This window comes from Mycoplana dimorpha (assembly GCF_003046475.1).
Taxonomy (GTDB): domain Bacteria; phylum Pseudomonadota; class Alphaproteobacteria; order Rhizobiales; family Rhizobiaceae; genus Mycoplana; species Mycoplana dimorpha.
Genome location: NZ_PZZZ01000022.1, coordinates 1 through 1822 on the forward strand (window position 1 = coordinate 1; position 1822 = coordinate 1822).

At 56.0% G+C, this 1822-nt stretch carries 2 protein-coding genes and 1 pseudogene; 1 reads left to right on the top strand and 2 read right to left on the bottom strand.

Annotated elements, in window-relative coordinates:
- Nucleotides 1–438: 438 nt before the first annotated feature.
- Nucleotides 439–1182 (bottom strand): nucleotidyl transferase AbiEii/AbiGii toxin family protein, encoded by a 744-nt coding sequence (locus C7449_RS21490; RefSeq protein WP_108004938.1) that lies wholly within the window; start codon nt 1180–1182, stop codon nt 439–441.
- A 44-nt stretch (nt 1183–1226) separates the two neighbouring features.
- Nucleotides 1227–1448, bottom strand: a complete 222-nt coding sequence (locus C7449_RS21495) for a hypothetical protein (protein ID WP_108004939.1) — start codon at nt 1446–1448, stop codon at nt 1227–1229.
- A gap of 46 nt (nt 1449–1494) precedes the next feature.
- Here C7449_RS21495 and C7449_RS21500 point away from each other — a divergent pair.
- Nucleotides 1495–1716: pseudogene (locus C7449_RS21500) on the top strand (IS66 family transposase); the annotation flags it as partial.
- Between the last annotated feature and the right edge of the window lie 106 nt (nt 1717–1822).

Here is a 1822-nt window from a genome sequence, read left to right on the forward strand (position 1 = left end):
GTTGCTCCGGTCGCGGCTTGAAGCCGAAAACGCTCAACTCAGTATGATGCTCCTTCGGTTCTATTCATAATGGCGAGAGTTATCTATTAGCACCAAGCCGCAATCCAGACGAGTTCGCCGGCAACGACGATGGTGCAGGACCTCGACGACCCACAGCGACCTTACTGCAGGCGAAAAGATGAATAATGCGATCCGCAGGCTTGGCTTGTTCAGCCCCTTGAGCGCATCGCCAATAGTCGACCCGGCAGCAAAATCGACTCGCCATGCCTGGGAGCAACCTCCGTGAACGCCCAGTAGCGAGCTGTTTGCCGCCATGCGTTCGAACAGCAGCTTTTCCGTGCAACCACTATTTCGTATCCGAACCGGTTTGGTATTGGCGGGCGGAAGTGAGAGCAACCCAGGACTCCGGAGATGCGAACGCTGGAGCGCCGACCCTGATCATGGACTATTGTCGTAACCGTCTTCTGGTTCGTCCTCAACGCCACCGTCGGGCCACAGGCGGCGCACGTCCGCACGAAGCGCCGCGATGGCGTCGAAAGCGTCGTCGCGGTGCATCTGGAGGACCTCGGCCGCATGACGGACTTCTTTCTTCTGACGCAGATGGTTCACGATCTTCACAGCGTAATGTTCAATGCTTTCGCCATAGGCCCTCTGGGCCTTCGCGACCGCGCTTGACGGAATTTCGCCGTGAGCCATGACTAGGCGGCCCAGGTCGATTGCATCGCGGTATGCAACCGAGCGGTCCAGGCAACGATCTGAATTGGCGAGTAGCTTTTCAGCGAACATATCCGACGATGAAAGGACAGGAACCCCGAGATCGTCATCGAGTTCACCGCCCACTGGAATGCGTTCTTCGCGAACGATCTCGAACTTGACCGATTGATCTTTGTAGAAAAGGAACATCCTAATGCCGTAGCGGTCGAATATGGTTTCGCGGGCAGCCTTGATGTCGGCACGGAAAAGGCCCGCCGGGCCGGACCGTTGTGCAGCGACTCTAAGTTCCCTGTACCCGTCGGTGCTCGCGCACAGAAAATCGACATCGAGGGATTGGCGGTACTCGCCGTACTTCAGGACGATGGCGGTCCCGCCACCGAAGTAGCAGCCGCAACTTTCCAGAAACCGACCGTCCATGGAACGGAGGATCTCGGCAATGTTTTCATGTTCCGGTTTTATGAATGTCATTTCCGGCCCTTTTAGACGAGAATCGCGTCCATTCAGGCAAGAAACTACATCAATTTGAAGCCGTGGCCGAATTCTTCGCCTAGCTCATCGATCAACATCGCTTCCCGCCGGGTTAGCTGATCACGATCGACAAAGTGCCAGTTGCGCTCGTACAATGCGAACACTTCAACCGCGTCGATCGGACGACGAGGATCTCGATTCCAAACGAGCCTGTTAAGCTCGGGGAATTCCGCGGGAGTGATCTGGTTTCCAAAATGCTTTGTCATAGCGCTAGTCTTTTAACACGTTCCGATGCCATGTAAAAGTCGCCCACTATATCGGATCGAAGCCGAACTGCGCGGCCTTGATCCGGAGGCTCGGCTTGAAGGTCGCCTAGAACGGTCAGCACCGCTCGTGGCTGACTTGCATACATGGCTTATCCATAACCGCGCCCGCGTCGCAACGAAGTCCCCGCTCGGCGAGGCTTTGGCCTACATTGCCAAATACTGGGATGGTCTGAAGCTCTTCCTTACCGACGGCCGCATCGAGATTGACGTAAGCGCTGGTTTTCCCCCACCTTCCGGATCAGCGTGTGATTGTTGATGTTGTTGCCGAACGAGGCTTCGACATATGACGATTACAGGGTTTACGCATGGCACCA

Bases quoted from the DNA above. Each gene is read 5' to 3' on its own strand.
- C7449_RS21490 (WP_108004938.1), bottom strand. From the start codon at position 1,182: ATGACATTCATAAAACCGGAACATGAAAACATTGCCGAGATCCTCCGT.
- C7449_RS21495 (WP_108004939.1), bottom strand. From the start codon at position 1,448: ATGACAAAGCATTTTGGAAACCAGATCACTCCCGCGGAATTCCCCGAG.